Origin of the sequence: Micromonospora nigra, from assembly GCF_900091585.1 — a bacterium.
Lineage (GTDB): Bacteria > Actinomycetota > Actinomycetes > Mycobacteriales > Micromonosporaceae > Micromonospora > Micromonospora nigra.
The window spans coordinates 4,035,372-4,053,420 of the sequence record NZ_FMHT01000003.1 but is presented as its reverse complement, the minus strand read 5'-3'; the positions used below and the strand labels follow the sequence as shown (position 1 = coordinate 4,053,420).

Below are 18,049 nucleotides of genomic sequence, written 5' to 3'. Positions count from 1 at the left end.
TGCACGCGGCGAGAGGTACGAGAGGAGTCCCACCGTGTTCCTGCGCCACATGAAGGCCGACATGATCACCTCCGACCAGGCGCTGCCCGGCCGTCCGATCGCCATGCCGATCGGTGACCGGCACGAGGTGCTCGGCAGCTCGTTGAAGGGCCCGTTCCCCGAGGGGTCGCGGGTCGCGGTCTTCGGGATGGGCTGCTTCTGGGGTGCCGAGCGGCTGTTCTGGGGCCTGCCGGGCGTGGTCACCACGTCCGTCGGCTACGCGGGCGGCTACACCCCGAACCCCACGTACGAGGAGGTCTGCTCCGGCCGCACCGGGCACGCCGAGGTGGTCCAGGTGGTCTACGACCCGACCACGATCAGCTACGAGGACCTGCTGAAGGTCTTCTGGGAGAACCACGACCCGACCCAGGGCATGCGCCAGGGCAACGACGTGGGCACCCAGTACCGGTCGACGATCTACACCACCAGCGACGAACAGCTCGCCACCGCACAGGCGTCCCGGGACGCGTTCGCACCGATCGTGGCGCGCGCCGGCAAGGGTGAGATCACCACGGAGATCGGGCCGCTGGGTGACTACTACTTCGCCGAGGACCACCACCAGCAGTACCTGGCCCCGACGAAGAACCCGAACGGCTACTGCAACCACGGCCCGAACGGGCTGAGCTGCCCGGTGGGCGTGGCCCGCACCGCCGGCTGACCGTCTCCCGGCGGCCGGGCCCCCTGGCGGGCCCGGCCGCCGGGACGTGACCGATGCCGGGGGCGTGACCGGTGCCGGGACGTGACCGGCCGCCGGGGGCGTAGCCGGTCGCCGGGCGTGACCGGGCGCCGGGCGTGACCGGCGCCACGTGAGCGGTACTGCGGCGTTCGTCACACAGCCGGGGCCGGGGGGATCCTCGCAGCGTGACGACCGGTGACACGAAAGCCATCGGGTGGGCGGTGGATCACCGTTCCCGTCACCCGCTTTCAGGCGCGCGGGCGCGGATTCTAGCAACCCTGTTACACGACTGTCATGGTCTCAACAGGCGAATCGCAACATCGTCTGGCAGAGTCGATTGCCATGTGCGGACTGGCTGGGGAGTTCCGACGGGACGGATCGCGGGCCGACGTCGCGGTGGTGGAGCGCATGGCGGCGACCATGAGCGACCGGGGCCCGGACGACAGCGGGGTCTGGTCCCAGGGGCCGGTCGCCCTGGGACATCGCCGCCTGAAGATCATCGACCTGTCGGCGGCCAGCGGCCAGCCGATCGTCGATTCCGCCGCCGGGTTGACCGGCGTCTTCAACGGCTGCGTCTACAACTACCGTGAGCTGCGCGCGGAGTTGCAGGCCAAGGGGCACCGCTTCTTCTCCACAGGCGACAGCGAGGTCGTGGTCAAGGCGTACGCCGAGTGGGGGCTCGACTTCGTCGACCACCTGGTCGGCATGTTCGCCGTCGCGATCACCGAGCGCGACACCGGCCGGCTGGTGCTGGCCCGGGACCGGCTCGGCATCAAGCCGCTCTACCTCGCCGAGACGCCGGGCACGGTCCGCTTCGCCAGCACCCTGCCCGCGCTGCTCGCCGGCGGCGGCGTCGACACCACCATCGATTCGGTGGCGCTGGCCCACTATCTCAGCTTCCACAGCATCGTGCCGCCGCCGCGCACCATCCTGCGCGGGGTGCGCAAGCTGCCCCCGGCCACGGTCCGGGTCTACGAGCCTGACGGCCGGATGCGGGAGCGGGTCTACTGGGATCCGTCGTTCACCCGGCGGGCCGAGCACGCCGACTGGTCGGAGCGGGACTGGCAGGACGCGCTGCTCGGGTCGCTGACCACCGCCGTGCGCCGGCGGATGGTCGCCGACGTGCCGGTGGGCGTGCTGCTCTCCGGAGGCCTGGACTCCAGCCTGGTCGTCGCCCTGCTCGCCGGCGAGGGGCAGCGCGGGCTGTCGACCTTCTCCATCGGTTTCGACGCCGTCGGTGGTCGGGAGGGCGACGAGTTCGTCTACTCCGATCTGGTGGCGAAGACCTTCGACACCGACCACCACCAGCTCCGGGTGGCGGCGCAGGATCTGGTGCCGCCGCTGGAGGCCGCCGTCGAGTCGATGGCCGAGCCGATGGTCAGCCACGACTGCGTGGCCTTCTACCTGCTCAGCCAGGAGGTGTCGAAGCACGTCAAGGTGGTCCAGTCCGGGCAGGGCGCCGACGAGATCCTCGGCGGTTACCACTGGTACCCGCCGCTGGCCGGCGTCGGCCGCGAGCAGGCCGTCGAGACGTACGCGAAGGCGTTCTTCGACCGTGACGCGGCCGGGCTGGCCCGGGTGCTCAACCCCGCCTGGCTGGCCGACGGCGACCCGGCCCGGGAGTTCGTGGCCGCGCACCTGGGCCGCGCCGGCGCGGACACCGCCGTGGACGCGGGCCTGCGGCTCGACACGCAGGTCATGCTCACCGACGACCCGGTGAAGCGGGTCGACAACATGACCATGGCGCACGGGCTGGAGGCCCGGGTGCCGTTCCTCGACCACGAGTTCGTGGAACTGGCCGCCGCCTGCCCGCCGGACCTGAAGCTCGCCCAGGGCGGCAAGGGCGTACTCAAGGAGATCGGTCGCCGGGTGCTGCCGCACGAGGTCATCGACCGACCGAAGGGCTACTTCCCGGTGCCGGGTCTCACCCACCTGGAGGGCAAGCTCCTCGACCGGGTACGCGACGCCCTGTCCGCGCCCGAAGCCCGCCGCCGCGATCTGTTCCGTGCCGACTACGTCAACGCCCTGCTCGACGCCCCGAACGCCGAACTGACCCCGTTGAACGGAAACAAACTGTGGCAACTCGGACTCCTGGAAATGTGGCTCCAGAGCCACGGAATCGACTGACCGTGAGCGACACCCTCGCGACCGGGGTCGCCCGCGCCGACCGGAGCCGGGGCAAGGGCCGGCGGTACGAGCGGGTCGGGCCGGGCGGCGATCCGATCGCCGCCAGCAGCGACACCGAGTCCCCCGCCGGTCCGCGCCGCAGCGGCGGCGACGGCGTGTTGCTCGACTGCGGCTGGGGGCGGCTCGTCTTCGGGCAGACCTTCGCCGACCAGGCGGCCGTCGCCGACGTGCTGCGCTCCGAAGCAGCCGGCGCCCGGGACATCTGCATCTACCTGCGCGACCCGCACGTGCTGGTCTCCCGGCTGCCTGACGAGCTGTTCATCGACCCGTCGCTGACCTACCGCCTGCCGCTGGGCGGCACCCGGCGCGGCCCCGGGACCGGCAGCGGGACCAGCGAGGAGGCCGGCACCGCCGACACCCCGGCCCCCCTCGGCGACCAGAACGACCTGCCCGGGGTACGCATCCGCCGGCTCCGCGACGCCGCCGACGCCGACGCCGTGAACCGGATCTACGCCGCGAACAGCATGGTCACCGCCCCGGTCGACGTGCTCGTCGACAACGCCCGCACCGACCGGTTCCTGCACCTGGTGGCCGAATCGGCCACCGGGGAGATCGTCGGCACGATCACCGGCATCGACCACGTGGCGGTCTTCGACGACCCGGACAACGGCGCGAGTCTGTGGTGCCTGACCGTCGACTTCAACCAGGCCCCACCCGGCACCGGCCAGGCGCTGATCACCGAACTGGCGACCCGCCTGGTCGCGCGGGGGCGCGCGTACGTCGACCTGTCGGTCCTCGCCGAGAACGACGGAGCGATCCGGCTCTACGAGCGGCTCGGTTTCTACCGCACCGCCACGCTGTGCGTGAAGCGGAAGAACCCGATCAACGAGCGGCTGTTCCTGCCGGCCCTGCCGGAGGGCTACGACCGGCTCAACCCGTACGCCCGGATCGTGGCCGACGAGGCGATGCGCCGGGGCATCCGGGTGGAGGTGACCGACCCGACCTGGGGGGAACTGCGGCTGTCGAACGGCGGCCGGACGATCCTCACCCGCGAGTCGCTGTCCGAGCTGACCTCGGCGGTGGCGTTGAGCCGGTGCGACGACAAGCGGGTCACCCGCCGGATCCTCGTCGAGGCCGGCCTGGCGGTGCCGCGCGGGCGCACCGCCACCGGTGACGAGGCCGACGCGGCCTTCCTCGCCGAGGTGGGTCAACTGGTGGTCAAGCCGGCCCGGGGTGAGCAGGGCAACGGCATCACCGTCGGCGTACGGACGCCGGAGGCGCTGTCCGCCGCCGTCGAGCTGGCCGCCCGGTTCTGCCCCGAGGTGCTGCTGGAGGAGCTGTGCACCGGGGACGACCTGCGGGTGATCGTGATCGACCACGAGGTGGTGGCGGCCGCCGTGCGCCGGCCCGCCGCGATCACCGGGGACGGGGTGCACGACATCGCCGAGCTGATCGAACGGCAGAGCCGCCGCCGTGCCGCCGCGACGGGCGGTGAGTCCCGCATCCCGCTGGACGACATGACCCGCGAGGTGGTCGCCGAGGCCGGGTACGACCTGCGTGACGTGCTGCCCGAGGGGCAGCTGCTGGTGGTACGCCGGACCGCGAACCTGCACACCGGCGGCACGATCCACGACGTCACCGGCGAACTGCACCCGGTGATCGCCGAGGCGTGCGTGACCGCCAGCCGGGCACTGGACATCCCGGTCACCGGTCTGGACCTGCTGGTTCCCGCGCCCGACCAGCCCGAGCACGTCTTCATCGAGGCCAACGAGCGGCCCGGCCTGGCCAACCACGAGCCGCAGCCCACGGCCGAGCGCTTCGTCGACCTGCTCTTCCCCGGGACACGGGCACCTCAGCGGCTGTGGTCGCCGGCGGGTGCGGCAAGCTCTGGGGCATGACCGCTCGCACTCCCGTTCCCGCTCCACTGAAGCTCGACATGGACTACCTCCAGCAGGTGCTGATCGAACTGCTGGAGATCCCCAGTCCGTCGGGGCGTACCGACCACGTGCAGCAGTACGTGGGCGAACGCCTCTTCGCCCTGGGGATCCGCTCCACCCTCACCCGTCGGGGTGCGCTGAGCGCCTGCCTGCCCGGCCCCCGGGAGACCGGGGCCGACCGGGCGATCGTCGTGCACACCGACACGATCGGCGGCATGGTGAAGCGGCTGAAGGAGAACGGGCGGCTGGAACTGAACCAGATCGGCACACACAGCGCCCGGTTCGCCGAGGGCGCCCACGTGCGGATCTTCACCGACGACCTGGATCGGGTGATCACCGGGCAGGTGCTGCCGCTCAAGGCCAGCGGGCACCGCTACAACGAGGGCGTCGACCTCCAGGGCATCGGCTGGGAGCAGGTCGAGGTGCGGGTGGACGAGCCCGTACACGACATCGCGGGCCTGCGGGCGCTGGGCATCGACGCGGGCGACTTCGTGGCCTTCCTGCCCAACCCGCAGATCACCCCCTCCGGGTACGTGAAGTCCCGGCACCTCGACGACAAGGCCGGCGTGGCGGCGGTGCTGACCGCGTTCAAGGCGATGGTCGACGCCGGTGTCACCCCGGCGGTCACCGCCCACCTGTTGGTCACCGTCACCGAGGAGATCGGCCACGGGGCGTCGCACGGCCTCGACCCGGACGTCGCGGAGATCGTCTCGGTGGACGCGGCGGTGGCCGCCCCCGGCCAGCAGTCCCGGGAGGACGCGGCCACCCTCGCCATGGGCGACGGGGTGGGACCCTTCGACTACCACCTGACCCGCAACCTGGCCGCGATCGCCCGGGAGCACGGGGTGGATCTGGTGCGGGACGTGTTCGAGTACTACCGCTCGGACGTGGCGGCGGCGGTGGAGGCCGGGGCGCACGCCCGGGTGGCGCTGCTCGGCTTCGGCGTGGACGCCACCCACGGCCACGAGCGCACCCACATCGAGGGTCTGCGCCAGCTCACCCAGTTGCTCTGCCTGTATCTCCAGAGCGACCTGGTGTTCCCCGAGTGGGACGCCGAACCGGAGGGCATCCTGGCGGACTTCCCGTCGCTCGCGGTGCAGCCGGCCAGCGAGGACGGCCCCCGGGAGGGCCCGATCGGCATCGCCGACCCCTCCTGACGGTCCTGTGATCGAAATCCGTTGCCGAGGCCGCCGCGGGCTGGATAGCGTGGCGGTACACGGGAAAGGAGGTGGTCCAGACTTGTATAGCAATCGGACTCGTGAGGTGGCTGTCCGCTAGCCGCTGTCCTCGACAGTGATCCGTCCGCTCCTGCGGGGCGGGCAGCAAGGAACCGATCGTCGAGACCGTGTGGCAGCGGTGCGGCGAAACCACGACAGCCACCCGACCCCCGGGGTGCCGGCCCAGTCCAGCCGGCCCGCGCGTGAGCGCGGAAGCCCCGGGGGTCGACCCTTTCCGCCGGCGGGAGCGACCAGGTGTCGATGCGCGAGCTGGTGGTGCTCGGGACGGCCAGCCAGGCCCCCACCCGGGCGCGCAACCACAACGGGTACGTGCTGCGCTGGGACGACGAGGTGATCCTCTTCGACCCGGGCGAGGGCAGCCAACGGCAGCTGCTGCACACCACGGTCACCGCCACCGACCTGACCCGGATCTGCGTCACCCACTTCCACGGCGACCACTGCCTCGGCCTGCCCGGCACGATCCAGCGGCTCTCACTGGACCGGGTGCCCCACCCGGTGGCGGTGCACTTTCCCGCCGGTGGTGCCGACTACTTCGCCCGGCTGCGGCACGCCAGTTCCTTCCACGAGACCGCCGAACTGGCCGTCGAGCCGATCGGGGCGGACGGGCAGCGGATCGCGCTGCGCCGCGGCACGCTGGAGGCCCGCCGGCTGCGGCACCCGATCGAGACGTACGGCTACCGGCTGGTCGAGCCCGACGGGTGCCGGATGTTGCCGGAGCGGCTGGCCGCGTACGGCATCGCCGGCCCGGCGGTCGGTGAGGTGCAGCGCGTCGGTCACCTCGACCTCGACGGCCGCCGCGTCACCCGCGAGGAGGTGAGCGTGCCCCGGCCGGGGCAGCGGTTCGCCTTCGTGATGGACACCGGCCTCTGCGACGGGGTGTACGCCCTCGCCGAGCACGCCGACCTGCTGGTCATCGAGTCGACGTTCCTGGAGTCCGAGGCCGCGCTGGCCGCCGAGGTCGGTCACCTCACGGCCGCCCAGGCCGCTCGGGTGGCGGCCGAGTCGGGTGTACGCCGGCTCGTGCTCACCCACTTCTCCCAGCGGTACGCCGACACCCGCCGCTTCGCCGACGAGGCCCGCGCCCACTTCGACGGCGACCTGGTGATCGCCGAGGATCTGACCACGGTGCAGGTCCCGCCCCGGCGGGTACCGTCGGACGGGTGACCGTCACGCTGCGTTCCGCGACACCGCACGACCTGATGGCCGTGGGTGCCCTGCACCAGCGCTCACGGGTCGCCGCGTACTCGTCGTTCCTGCCGCCCGAGGCCCTGGCCGACCCGACGCCGGAGGCGATGGGCCGGTACTGGGTCGAGCGGTGGGTCTGGGAGCAGAGCACCCACCGGATGACGGTGGCCGAACGCGACGGCGTCCTGGCGGGGTTCAGCTACCTCGGCCCCGACGACGAGGACGAGCCCGACACGGGGCTGCTGTGCGCCATCCACCTCGCCCCGGCTGAACGCGGCCGGGGCGTCGGCCGGCAACTCATGGTCGACGCCCTGGCCGACATGCGGGCGCGGGGCTGGCGGCGCGCGGTGCTGTGGGTGCTGCGGGACAATGCCCACGCCCGCCGTTTCTACGAGCGTGGTGGCTGGCAGCCGACGGGGGTGCAGCAGCCGGAGATGATCGGCCCGGTGAGCACCCCGCAACTGCGCTACGCCCGCCCGCTGTGACCCCAGCGGGCGGAGCGCGGGCAGCGGCGGGTCAGCGGGCGCCGAGGTGGGCCAGCAGGTCCTGACGGGTCAGCACGCCCTTGGGCTTGCCGTCGACCAGCACCAGCGCCGCGTCCGACTTCTCCAGCAGGTTGACCGCCTCGTGCACCGGCTGGCCGCCACCGATCATCGGCAGCGGGTCGGCCATGTGCCGCTCGATGGTGTCGTGCAGTTGCGCCTGCCCGGTGAACAGCGCGTCGAGCAGGTCCTTCTCGGCGATCGAACCGGCCACCTCCCCGGTGACCACGGGCGGCTCGGCCTTGAGGACCGGCAGTTGGGAGACGCCGTACTCGCGCATGTAGTCGATGGCGTCCCGGACGGTCTCGGTGGGGTGCACGTGCACCAGTTCGGGCAGGCCACCGGGCTTGCTGTCCAGGGCGTCCGCGACGGTCGGCTCGGTGCCGCCGTGGTCGAGGAATCCGTACCGGGCCATCCAGGCGTCGTTGAAGATCTTGGACAGGTAGCCCTTGCCGCTGTCCGGAAGCAGCACCACGACCACGTCGTCCGGCCCGGCCTTGCGGGCCACCTCCAGCGCGGCCACCACGGCCATGCCGCAGGAGCCACCGACCAGCAGCCCCTCCTCGCGGGCCAGGCGCCGGGTCATCTCGAACGACGCCTTGTCGGAGACCTCGACGATCTCGTCGGCGACGCTCCGGTCGTACGTCTCCGGCCAGAAGTCCTCGCCGACGCCCTCCACCAGGTAGGGACGGCCGGTGCCACCGGAGTAGACCGACCCCTCCGGGTCGGCGCCGACGACCCGGACCCGCCCCTCGGACGCCTCCTTCAGGTAGCGGCCGATGCCGGAGATGGTGCCGCCGGTGCCGACGCCCGCCACGAAGTGGGTGATCCGCCCCTCGGTCTGCTTCCACAGCTCCGGGCCGGTGGTCTCGTAGTGGGAGCGCGGGTTCGCCGGGTTGGCGTACTGGTTCGGCTTCCACGCGCCGGGGATCTCCCGGGCCAGCCGGTCGGAGACGTTGTAGTAGGAACGCGGGTCCTCCGGCGCGACGGCGGTCGGGCAGACCACCACCTCGGCACCGTACGCCCGCAGCACGTCCTGCTTGTCCTGGCTGACCTTGTCCGGGCAGACGAAGACACACCGGTAGCCCCGCAGCTGGGCCACCAGGGCCAGGCCGACGCCGGTGTTGCCGCTGGTCGGCTCGACGATGGTGCCGCCGGGCTTCAGGATCCCGGCCCGCTCGGCGTCCTCCACCATCCGCAGCGCGATCCGGTCCTTGACCGAACCGCCCGGATTGAGGTACTCCACCTTGGCCAGGACCGTCGCCCGGATGCCCTCCGTGACGTTGCGCAGCCGCACCAGCGGGGTGTTGCCGATCATGTCGACGACGTTGTCGTAGTACTGCACCTCGTTGTGCCCTTCTCCTCCGGCGCCGGCACCGGGGTCGCCGGGCGGCTGGATCGCGGATTCCCGGGCTCAGGGTACGTGGGTCAGGACACGACGTGGCCGGGGACCGTCGAGCTGCGCCGCGTCTCCCACTCCAGGAAACGCTCGGTCTCGCCGAGCACCGCACCCGCCAGCCAGGTGACCATCACCGCGTCGTCGAGGAGGCCGAACACCGCCAGGAACATCTCCGGCACCAGGTCCAGCGGTGACAGGATGTACGCCGTCGCCGCCGTCATCATCGCCAGGCGCAGGCCCCCGTCGTACTCCCCCCGGGCCGTCGCGGCGATCATCCGGGGCAGCGCCGCGAGGCGGGCACCCAGCGACGGCCCACCCCGCGCTCCCGACATCATGGCCCGACCCAGCGCGGCGAACGCCGCCCCGCGCTTCAGTGACTTCCCCATCGTCCGCTCCTCTCCACGTGCAGGGTGCCGCCCCGGCGCAACCCGCGAGGAGGTGGTACCCAGAACCGTCGGATTCCAGGCACCCCGTGCCGGGGCGACGACGACAGCGGGGTGTCGGGCCGGCGCGCTAGTGTCGGCTCATGGGGGTGATGCCTGTTCCCGTCGTACCCGCCGGTCCGCGCTGGCAGCGCGCCCGCCGGGTCGCCCGGCTGGCGGCGATCGGCACGGGTGCCACCGCGGCGGCCGTGGTGGCGTCGAGTGGCGTGCTGTTCGGCCAGGCCCGCCAGGCACGACGGACGATCCCGATGGCCGAGGCGCCGCCGCCGCGCTGCGACGGGGTCTACGGTGCCAAGTTTCCCGGCCCACCCGTCACCATGGTCGTCCTGGGCGACTCGTCCGCCGCTGGTTACGGCGTGCACCGGCGCCGGGAGACCCCCGGGGCGCTGCTGGCCACCGGCCTGTCCCGTCGCCTGCGACGCCCGGTGCGGCTGCACCGCTTCGCCGTGGTGGGTGCCATCTCAGCCGGCCTGAGATACCAGGTCGAGGCGGCCCTCGACACCCACCCGGACGTCGCCGTCGTCCTCATCGGCGGCAACGACGTGACCAACCGCACGCCGCCCTCGCTGGCGGTGCGCCACCTGGTCGAGGCGGTCGGCGCGCTGCGGGCGGTGGGCTGCGAGGTGATCGTCGGCACCTGCCCCGACCTGGGGGCGATCCGCCCGATCCAGCCACCGCTGCGCTGGCTGGCCCGCCGGTGGAGCCGGCAGCTCGCGGCGGCCCAGACGATCGCGGTGGTCGAGGCGGGCGGCTGGACGGTGTCGCTGGGCGACCTGCTGGGTCCCCGGTTCAACGCGGAACCGCACCGGATGTTCGCCTGGGACCGGTTCCATCCGTCGGCCGAGGGGTACGCGATGGCGGCCGCCGCGCTGTTGCCGACGGTGCTGCGGGCACTCGGGGCGAGGCCCGAGCGACGTTCGGCCCCGGAGCGCGGCGAGGGCGTACGGTCGCTGCCGAAGGCCGCTCAGCAGGCGGCCCGGCACCCCGGTACGGAGGTCAGCGGCACCCGGGTCCGCGGGCACGAACGCGGTCCGGCGGGCCGGTGGGCGCAACTGCGTCGACGGGGGTTCTTCGGCGTCGGCGCGGAGGCACAACGAGACTCCCGGGCCGACTCACCCACAGTGGAGGGACTGGCATGACCGAGCGGATCATCAGGTGGTGGCGCCGGGGCGTCGATCACCAGGCGGTGCCGGCGTGACCGGGCAGCCGGTGGCCCGGCAGCTCGTGGCCCGGTTCGGTCGCGCGGCGGCGATCTCCCTGTTCGCCGGCACGGCGGGCGGGGCGGCCGTGCTCGCGGGGCAGGCGGTCGTGGCCCGCAGCCGGCGGTACGCCCAACCCGAGCTGGGGCTGGCGCTGCGCGCCACGATCGGTCGGGCCGGCGCGCCGCCGCTGCGCCTGGTGCTGCTCGGCGACTCGTCCGCCCTCGGCGTGGGGGTGGAGCGCCTCGACGACACAATCGGCGGGCAGCTGGCCAACCTGCTCGCCGAGGGGCCCACGGGCCGGCGGGTCCACCTGTCCAGCGTCGGCGTCTCGGGCTCCCGGTCGACCGACCTCGCCACCCAGGTCGCCCGCGCGCTGCTCGGCGAGCGGCCCGACGTCGCTGTCATCCTGGTCGGGGCGAACGACGCCACCAGCGCCCGGCGGCCGGCCGATGCCGCCGCCTACCTCGGCGCGGCCGTGCACCGGCTGCGCGACGCGGACGTGGAGGTCGTGGTCGGCACCTGTCCCGACCTCGGGGCGGTACGCGCCATCGCGCCGCCGCTGCGGCAGGTGGTCGGCTGGTTCGGACGGCAGGTCGCGCGGGCCCAGACGGCCGCCGTGCTCGACGCCGGCGGCACGGTGGTCGACCTGGCCACGGAGACGGGACCGGTCTTCCGGGCCGACCCGGGGACACTCTGCCACGATGGCTATCACCCGTCAGCGGACGGATACCGCGTGTGGGCGCACGCCCTGCTGCCAGCGGTGGCGGCAGCCGCCGCCGTGGCGTCCCGGAACTGATCCCGTCCGTCCGCCACGGCGGGCAGCCGGGGTGACATTTCCCGCCGCGGGCACGGGTTCCGCGCCAAGTTACCGGCGGGTTAACGTTGGTTCATGCCGACTGAGTCGTCCCGCGACGCCGTCATCGTCGCCACCGCCCGCTCCCCCATCGGCCGGGCCCACAAGGGGTCCCTGCGCGACGTCCGCCCGGACGACCTCGCCGCGACCGTCGTCCGGGCCGCCCTGGACAAGGTGCCCCAGCTCGACCCGACCGAAATCGACGACCTCTACCTCGGGTGCGGCCTGCCCGGCGGCGAGCAGGGCTTCAACATGGCCCGGGTGGTGGCCACCCTGATGGGCCTCGACGGCCTGCCGGGAGCCACGCTCACCCGATACTGCGCGTCCTCCCTGCAGACCACCCGGATGGCGATGCACGCGATCCGGGCCGGTGAGGGTGACGTCTTCATCTCCGCCGGCGTCGAGACCGTCTCCCGGTATGCCCGGGGCAACTCCGACGGCCTGCCCCCGGAGGCGCAGGCCCTGGTCGGCGGCGGCTGGGAGAACCCGCGCTTCGCCGCCGCCCAGGAACGCTCGAAGGCCCGCGCGCAGGGCGGTGCCGAGGTGTGGACCGACCCGCGCGAGTCCGGTGAGCTGCCCGACATCTACCTGACGATGGGGCAGACCGCCGAGAACCTGGCCCAGGTGTACGACGTCACCCGCGCCGACATGGACGAGTTCGGCGTACGCAGCCAGAACCTCGCGGAGAAGGCCATCGCCGACGGCTTCTGGGCCCGGGAGATCACCCCGGTGACCACGCCGGACGGCACCGTCGTCAGCACCGACGACGGCCCCCGGGCCGGCGTCACGCTGGAGGCGGTCGCCGGCCTGAAGCCGGTCTTCCGACCGGACGGCCGGATCACCGCCGGCAACTGCTGCCCGCTCAACGACGGCGCCGCCGCGGTGGTCATCATGAGCGCCCAGCGGGCGAAGGACCTGGGCCTCACTCCGCTGGCCCGGATCGTCTCCACCGGCGTCACCGCCCTGTCGCCGGAGATCATGGGCCTCGGCCCGGTCGAGGCTTCCCAGCAGGCCCTCGGGCGGGCCGGCATGACCATCGACGACGTCGACCTGGTGGAGATCAATGAGGCGTTCGCCGCGCAGGTCATCCCGTCGTACCGGCAGCTGGGCATCCCCGAGGAGAAGCTGAACGTGATGGGCGGCGCCATCGCCGTGGGCCACCCGTTCGGCATGACCGGCGCCCGGATCACCGGCACCCTGCTCAACGCGCTCGACTGGCACGACAAGAGCATCGGCCTGGAGACCATGTGCGTCGGCGGCGGCCAGGGCATGGCGATGGTGCTGGAGCGGCTCAGCTGACGTCGGAGGGTCGGCCCGTCCGCTCGTGGCGGGTCGGCTCTCCTGTCGCCGTCGGGGGTCGGGCGTCCTGTCGCCGTCGGGGGTCGGGCGTCCGTGAGCCGTCGGCCACGATCGTGCGCCTCGGCCCTACAGTGCGTCGCGGGTCGCCGCCGTCGCGGCTGCGGCCCGGGCGAGCACGTCGTCCGGTGGGCCGGCAGCCAGCAGGTCGGCCGTGACGACCCGCAGTTGGTCGATCAGGACCAGGTCGTTGTCCAACCTGGGTACGTGACGGCGCGGCCCACCCTCCGCGTCGGCCCCGAGGTCGGCGAGCGTCTGCACCAGCCGGTACACCAGATCCGCGCGGGACTCCGCGCCGGGCGCGGTGCCGGCCATCGCCCAGCGCGGCTGCTGCCAGTGCCCCACCTGACGGACCAGCAGATCCACGGTTCGCCCCAACTCCCCTGCGCTCACCGCAGCGAGTCTACGGACCGCGTTCCCGCCGACGGGTGACGGCGACGGCGCTGGGACGACGGCGCTGGCGCGACGGCGAGCGAAACGACGCCGGCGCCCGTCCCCGGGGGGACAGGCGCCGGCGGTCGGAGGGCGACAGGATCAGTCGTCGCCCTGGAAGTAGCTCAACAGACGCAGCATCTCGATGTAGAGCCAGATCAGGCTGACCAGGATGCCGAAGGCAGCCACCCAGGAGTAGCGCTGCGGCAGCCCCATCCGGACGCCGTCCTCGACCTCCTTGAAGCTGAGCACGAAGCTCAGCGAGGCCACCACGATGCAGACGATGCTGAAGCCGATGGCCAGCGGGCTGCCGTCGCGCAGGCCGGTGTTCACCCCGAACAACGCCAGCACCAGGTTGATCATCATCACGGCGAAGAGGCCCGCCATGATCGCGATCATGCCCTTGACGAACTTCGGGGTCGCCCGGATGACCTTCGCCTTGTAGAGCATCGCCATCACGAAGAAGACGCCGAAGGTCGCGGTCACCGCCTGGAGCACGATGCCGTCGTACATCGACTCGAAGAACTTGCTGAGCGCGCCGACGAGCACGCCCTCGACGACGGCGTACGCGACGACCAGCGCCGGGTTCGCCATCCGCGAGAACGAGATGATCAGGCCGAGCACCAGTCCGACGACGGCCGCGCCGATCCAGGCGACGCCCAGCAGGGCGTCGGGCACCAGCACCCAGGCCGCCGCGGCGGAGATGCCGAGGATGCCGAGGAGCGTGACGGTCTTGACCACCACGTCGTCGATCGACATGGGGGTGACGGCCGGCGGGGCGGCCGGGTAGCCGGCACCCGTCGGGTACTGCTGGGGGTAGCCGGGCTGTCCGTAGGGCCCGGTCGGGGCGTACCCGGCGGAGCGCTCCCGCTCGGCCGCCTGGCCGAGCCGGGCGAGCACCGGGTTCGAAGTCTTCACTGTCAGGCCTCCCTCAGGGGGTCGTTGCACGTGAACGTGCGCTACAAGAGTAAACGCACCGGCCAGTTCGTGGTGATCACCAGGCTGAGGAGAAGCTGGGAGTGCCCGGGGCGGGGGTCGAACCCGCACGCCTCTCGGCAGCCGCTTTTAAGGCGGCCGTGTCTGCCGTTCCACCACCCGGGCGGGTGACACCGGCGCGCCGACACGCGCGGTGCAGTGTCACCGTAGCGGGTACACCTCCGCCGGGCGTACCCGCTCGCGCCGGTCGCACTAGGGTCGCAGGCGTGAGCAGCCCCGCTTCCGCGGCCCCCGACGCCAGCCCCGAACTGGCTGTCCGCCCCGACGTCCGACCGGCCCGGCCGTGGCCGGCCCGACTGCACGCCGCTGCCGCGCGGCACCGGACGGACCTGGTCGTGGGACTGCTGTTCGTCGCGCTCGCCGGGTGGCTCACCCACGGCCTGTGGCCCGACCCGGCCGCCCGCACGCTGGCCCTCAACCCGGCCGACCAGACCCTGTACGAGTGGTTCCTGGCCGTCGACTCGCGTGCCCTGCTCGGCGACTTCAGCCTGCTCACCGACCGGCTCAACGCCCCGGACGGGGTCAACCTGATGGCCAACACGTCGGTCGTCGCGCTCGGCGTGCTGCTCGCTCCCGTCACGCTCCTGCTGGGTGCGCCTGTCACCTTCGCCCTCCTGGTGGCCGCGAACCTGGCCGGCACCGCCGTCGCCTGGTACCTGCTGTACACCCGGCTGCTGCGCGCCCACCCGGTCGCCGCCGGCCTGGGTGCGGCGCTGTGCGGATTCGGCCCCGGCATGGTGTCGCAGAGCAACAGTCACCTGCACATGACCGCGCAGTGGCTGGTCCCGGTCATCGTCTGGCTGGTGGCCCGCCTGCTGCGCGCCGCCGACCCGGCCAGTGCCACTCGGCCGGCCGGCACCCGGCCGCCGACCCGCACCACCGACCCGGCCAGCACGGCCGGCCCTCGCAGCACCGGCGGCCCGGACCTCCGGCGGCTGGCCACCTCCGCCGCCGGGCTCGCCGCCGTCGTGTCCGCGCAGGTCTTCGTCGGAGAGGAGGTGCTGTTCCTGACCGCCGTCACCCTGATGGTGATGGCGCTCACCTGGGCGGCCGCCGACAGGCGACTGGCCCGCCGCGCCCTGCCCGCCTTCGCCGGCGGGTTGCTCGCCGCCGCCGGGCTGGCCCTGGTCGCCCTGGCCTGGCCGCTCTGGTTCCAGTTCAGCGGCCCGCAGGGTGTCGCCGACGGCCTCTTCAGCCCGCACTACTTCTCGGCCGACCTGCGCAGCTGGACGGCGATGTCACCGCTGTCGGTGGCGGGCAGCGAATCGGCGGCCCGGCTGACCACCGGCCCCGCCGAGTACAACACCTTCCTGGGCTGGCCACTGCTGCTGGTCACCGCCGGCTGCGCCCTCTGGCTGGGCCGTCGCCCGGCGGTGCTCGCCTGCGCGGTGGCCGCGCTGGTCATGGCTGCACTCTCCCTCGGTCCCCGGGTGGTGGTCGACGGCCAGGCCACCGCCCTGCCCGGCCCGTACGCCCTGCTCGGCGGCCTGCCCGTGGTCGACGGTGCCCTGCCGATGCGGTTCGCCCTCGCGGTGCTGCCGTTGGCCGCCACGATCCTGGTGCTGGCGGTGGACCGGGCGCTGCGGTCCGCGGGGCGGGCCAGCCGGCTGGTGCCGGTGGCGGCGGCCGTAGCGCTGCTGCCCCTGTTCCCGACCCCGCTGCCCAGCGCCGACCGGCCGGCCCTGCCGGAGTTCGTCACCGGCGGGCACTGGCGGGGATGCGTCGAGCCGGGCGGGGTGCTGGTGCCGGTCCCGCTGGCCACCCCGAAGGATCCGTGGCCGATGCGCTGGGCGACGGCCGCCGACGCGGGCTTCGCGATGCCCGAGGGGTTCTTCATCGGACCGCACGGCAGGGGCGGCACGGCGGCGATGGGCACGGTCAAACGCCCCACCTCGAAGCTGCTGGACGACGTGGCCCGGACGGGGCTGCGACCGGTCATCGGCGCGGAGCAGCGCCGACAGGCCGCAGCCGACGCGGACTTCTGGGGTGCGTCGTGCGTCGCGGTGGCCGTCGGCACCCCCCACGCGGACAGCCTGCGGCTCACCCTGGAACAGCTCTACGGCCCCGCCACCCGGATGGCCGACGCCTGGACCTGGCGCGTCTGACCGGGCACCCCGGGCCGGGGCACCCGGCCTGATCTGCCCACGACACGACCGCAGTCCTTCCGGCCGCACCACCACCGGACGCGTCGGGGCCCACCGCTCGCGCGGTGGGCCCCGATCGTCGGTCGTCAGACGCGGCCGGCGCCGACCGGCTGGGACGCCTCGGCGAACTCCTCCCGCGGGTCGTGCAGCTGCCCGAGGGCAACCACCTCGCGCTTGAGGAAGAACGCCAGCGACCAGTCGACCACGACCCGCACCTTGCGGTTCAACGACGGGATCCGGCTCATGTGGTACGTCCGGTGCATGAACCAGGCCGGCCAGCCGGTCATCTTGATGCCGTACACCTGGGCGACGCCCTTGTGCAGGCCGAGGCTGGCCACGCTGCCGGCATGCTTGTGCTTGTAGTCCACCGGCTCACGCCCACGGACCACGTTGACGATGTTGTCGGCCAACCGGGCCGCCTGCCGCACCGCGTGCTGGGCGCTGGGCGAACAGAAGTTGCCGGGCTCCTTCGTCAGGTCCGGCACGGCCGCACAGTCGCCCGCGCTCCACGCCCCGTCGACGACCCGGTCGCCGTCCACGACCTGGAGGGTCGGCAGGCAGGTGACCCGGCGACGCTCGTCCCGCGGGAAGTCGGTCGCGTCGAGCATCGGCGACGGCTTCACGCCGGCCGTCCAGACGATGGTGTCGGAGCGGAAGCTGTCGCCGTCGGAGAGCTTCACCACCCCGTCGACGCAGGACTCCAGGCGGGTGTCCAGCCGGATGTCCATGTTCCGCTTCAGCAGCTGCTGCACCGTGTAGGCGCCCATGTCCCGGTCGACCTCGGGCAGCACCCGCTGGGTGGCCTCGACCAGCACCCAGCGCATGTCCTCCGGCTTCAGCTCCGGGTAGTACTTCAGGGCGTCCCGGGCCATGTCCTCCATCTCGGCGAGCGCCTCGATGCCGGCGTACCCACCGCCCACGAAGGTGAAGGTCAACGCCGAGCGGCGGACGTGCGGGTCCGGGGTGGCGGCTGCCACGTCGAGCCGGTCCAGCACGTGGTTGCGCAGGTAGATGGCCTCGCCGATGGTCTTGAAACCGATGCCGTGCTCGTGCAGGCCGGGAATCGGCAGGGTCCGGGAGACCGAGCCGGGGGCCACCACGATGTGGTCGTAGGTGATCTCGCGGACGGGGCCGGCGATCGGCTGCACCACGGCGGTCCTGCGGTCGTGGTCGATCCGCGTCACCGCGCCGGCCACCACCTTGCACCGCCGCAACTCCCGCCGCAGGGGCACCACCGAGTGCCGCGGGGAGATGTTGCCGGCTGCCGCCTCGGGCAGGAACGGCTGGTAGGTCATGTGGGGCTGCGGGTCCACCACCACGACCTCAGCCTCACGGGAGCTGAGCTTCTTCGACAGGCGCAGGGCCGCATAGAGACCGACGTGCCCGGCACCCACCACAAGGATCCGCTTCGGATTCACGTCTTCCATCTTTCCCCCGGGGGCCGCGCTAATCCCCTTCGCGCCCCCCTTCTGTGACGGAG

General features: G+C 72.9%; 14 protein-coding genes, 1 tRNA gene and 1 pseudogene. 10 read left to right on the top strand and 6 right to left on the bottom strand.

The genetic code is table 11. The features are described 5' to 3' along the window. Positions 1-34 precede the first annotated feature (34 nt). The 6 genes from msrA (at position 35) to GA0070616_RS17570 (ending at position 7,687) form a co-directional block, all read left to right on the top strand. Entirely contained in the window at positions 35-697 is a 663-nt protein-coding gene (gene msrA / locus GA0070616_RS17595) for a peptide-methionine (S)-S-oxide reductase MsrA (protein WP_091083645.1), read from the top strand. Between the two features lie 360 nt (positions 698-1,057). Then, positions 1,058-2,842 carry an N-acetylglutaminylglutamine amidotransferase gene (locus GA0070616_RS17590; RefSeq protein ID WP_091083642.1) on the top strand — a complete coding sequence of 595 codons (1,785 nt, stop codon included), beginning with the start codon at positions 1,058-1,060 and terminating at the stop codon, positions 2,840-2,842. Positions 2,843-2,844: 2 nt separating this feature from the next. After that, positions 2,845-4,740 (top strand): N-acetylglutaminylglutamine synthetase, encoded by a 1,896-nt coding sequence (gene ngg, locus GA0070616_RS17585; RefSeq protein ID WP_091083638.1) that lies wholly within the window; start codon positions 2,845-2,847, stop codon positions 4,738-4,740. Next, positions 4,737-5,936, top strand: a complete 1,200-nt coding sequence (locus GA0070616_RS17580) for an osmoprotectant NAGGN system M42 family peptidase (protein ID WP_091091032.1) — start codon at positions 4,737-4,739, stop codon at positions 5,934-5,936. Before ngg ends, GA0070616_RS17580 begins: the two co-directional genes overlap by 4 nt. A gap of 315 nt (positions 5,937-6,251) precedes the next feature. Further along, complete coding sequence (locus GA0070616_RS17575) at positions 6,252-7,181, top strand: ribonuclease Z (RefSeq protein WP_091083634.1); 930 nt, start codon at positions 6,252-6,254, stop codon at positions 7,179-7,181. Further along, a complete protein-coding gene (locus GA0070616_RS17570) occupies positions 7,178-7,687 on the top strand; it encodes a GNAT family N-acetyltransferase (protein ID WP_091083630.1) in 510 nt (169 codons plus the stop codon). Before GA0070616_RS17575 ends, GA0070616_RS17570 begins: the two co-directional genes overlap by 4 nt. Positions 7,688-7,718: 31 nt before the next feature. Here GA0070616_RS17570 and GA0070616_RS17565 read toward each other — a convergent pair whose 3' ends face one another. Next, on the bottom strand, positions 7,719-9,089 hold the full coding sequence (locus tag GA0070616_RS17565) for a cystathionine beta-synthase (protein ID WP_091083626.1): 1,371 nt from the start codon (positions 9,087-9,089) through the stop codon (positions 7,719-7,721). Between the two features lie 83 nt (positions 9,090-9,172). Beyond that, a complete protein-coding gene (locus tag GA0070616_RS17560; protein ID WP_091083622.1) occupies positions 9,173-9,529 on the bottom strand; it encodes a YkvA family protein in 357 nt (118 codons plus the stop codon). A 140-nt stretch (positions 9,530-9,669) separates the two neighbouring features. On the opposite strand from GA0070616_RS17560, the pseudogene GA0070616_RS17555 reads away from it, so the two are divergent. From GA0070616_RS17555 to GA0070616_RS17545, 3 genes and pseudogenes are all read left to right on the top strand, one after another. Then, a pseudogene (locus GA0070616_RS17555) lies at positions 9,670-10,784 on the top strand (SGNH/GDSL hydrolase family protein). Then, positions 10,781-11,584 (top strand): SGNH/GDSL hydrolase family protein, encoded by an 804-nt coding sequence (locus GA0070616_RS17550; protein WP_425412959.1) that lies wholly within the window; start codon positions 10,781-10,783, stop codon positions 11,582-11,584. The pseudogene GA0070616_RS17555 and the gene GA0070616_RS17550 overlap by 4 nt, the downstream one beginning before the upstream one ends. 93 nt (positions 11,585-11,677) lie before the next feature. Then, complete coding sequence (locus tag GA0070616_RS17545; protein ID WP_091083616.1) at positions 11,678-12,940, top strand: acetyl-CoA C-acetyltransferase; 1,263 nt, start codon at positions 11,678-11,680, stop codon at positions 12,938-12,940. A gap of 126 nt (positions 12,941-13,066) precedes the next feature. Here the strand turns inward: GA0070616_RS17545 and GA0070616_RS17540 are convergent, their stop codons facing one another. The 3 genes from GA0070616_RS17540 to GA0070616_RS17530 form a co-directional block, all read right to left on the bottom strand. Beyond that, positions 13,067-13,390 (bottom strand): hypothetical protein, encoded by a 324-nt coding sequence (locus GA0070616_RS17540; protein WP_091083612.1) that lies wholly within the window; start codon positions 13,388-13,390, stop codon positions 13,067-13,069. A 141-nt stretch (positions 13,391-13,531) separates the two neighbouring features. After that, positions 13,532-14,347: a Bax inhibitor-1/YccA family protein gene (locus tag GA0070616_RS17535; protein WP_091083607.1), complete on the bottom strand. Its 816-nt coding sequence runs from the start codon at positions 14,345-14,347 to the stop codon at positions 13,532-13,534. A gap of 102 nt (positions 14,348-14,449) precedes the next feature. Then, a tRNA-Leu gene (locus GA0070616_RS17530) sits at positions 14,450-14,530 on the bottom strand. Positions 14,531-14,631: 101 nt separating this feature from the next. Here GA0070616_RS17530 and GA0070616_RS17525 point away from each other — a divergent pair. Next, positions 14,632-16,530 carry a hypothetical protein gene (locus tag GA0070616_RS17525; protein ID WP_091083602.1) on the top strand — a complete coding sequence of 633 codons (1,899 nt, stop codon included), beginning with the start codon at positions 14,632-14,634 and terminating at the stop codon, positions 16,528-16,530. Between the two features lie 125 nt (positions 16,531-16,655). Here GA0070616_RS17525 and GA0070616_RS17520 read toward each other — a convergent pair whose 3' ends face one another. Continuing rightward, entirely contained in the window at positions 16,656-17,987 is a 1,332-nt protein-coding gene (locus GA0070616_RS17520; RefSeq protein WP_091083599.1) for an NAD(P)/FAD-dependent oxidoreductase, read from the bottom strand. Positions 17,988-18,049 lie beyond the last annotated feature (62 nt).

Bases quoted from the DNA above. Each gene is read 5' to 3' on its own strand.
- GA0070616_RS17560 (WP_091083622.1), bottom strand. From the start codon at position 9,529: ATGGGGAAGTCACTGAAGCGCGGGGCGGCGTTCGCCGCGCTGGGTCGG.
- GA0070616_RS17580 (WP_091091032.1), top strand. From the start codon at position 4,737: ATGACCGCTCGCACTCCCGTTCCCGCTCCACTGAAGCTCGACATGGAC.
- GA0070616_RS17545 (WP_091083616.1), top strand. From the start codon at position 11,678: ATGCCGACTGAGTCGTCCCGCGACGCCGTCATCGTCGCCACCGCCCGC.
- GA0070616_RS17590 (WP_091083642.1), top strand. From the start codon at position 1,058: ATGTGCGGACTGGCTGGGGAGTTCCGACGGGACGGATCGCGGGCCGAC.